This window comes from Corallococcus sp. 4LFB, from assembly GCF_046520365.1.
GTDB lineage: Bacteria > Myxococcota > Myxococcia > Myxococcales > Myxococcaceae > Corallococcus > Corallococcus caeni.
Genome location: NZ_JBKGHJ010001192.1, coordinates 1 through 661 on the forward strand (window position 1 = coordinate 1; position 661 = coordinate 661).

Sequence of the window (661 nt, forward strand, 5' to 3'; positions counted from 1 at the left end):
CCCGCCGCGTTCATCGGACGCGGTACCGCGTCACCGCCAGCGGCGTGGAGCCCCCGGGCTCCCACACGCTCCAGGCGGCGCTCCCCTCCACCGCCGGCATCCGCGTCACGAAGGGCGGGCGCAGCTCGATGCGGCGGCCGTCGTCCGTGCGCAGCTCCAGCAGCTTCGCTCCCCGCGGCGCCATCACGCGCACCGGCACCGCCTGCGCGCTCTCAGGCAGCTCCGGCTCCACCAGGAACTCATCCCCGTTCGCCGGCAGGATGAAGCCGGGCTCCATCCCCGGCCCGCCCTCCGCGCTCACCGACGTGGAGGTCAGCCCCTCCGCCTGCGCCCACGCGAGGTACGCCGGGCCCACGTCCAGCGCGCCGTCGCTCCGGTGCATCTTGCACGCGTGGCGCGGCGCCGTGCCCGGCAGGTAGACCTCCTTCATCGCTCCGGGGCAGTTCGGGCCCGCGCGCTCGCCGGACAGCGGGCAGATCTCCGCGGCCTCGAAGTGGCCGCGGTCCACCAGCGGCGCGGCGCGCAGGCCCCTCATCGCCAGCGACATCACGCGCGCGAACACCGGGCCGCCGCCCGTGATGCGGACACCGCCGCGCCATCGGCGTGCCGTCGAAGTTGCCCACCCACACGGCCACCGTCGCCGCTGCGGCGTCGAGCACGC

The 661-nt window shown here is 76.2% G+C and carries 1 pseudogene; it reads right to left on the reverse strand.

Annotated elements, in window-relative coordinates:
* Window positions 1–10: 10 nt before the first annotated feature.
* Window positions 11–661: pseudogene (locus ACLEQD_RS44855) on the reverse strand (penicillin-binding protein 1C); the annotation flags it as partial.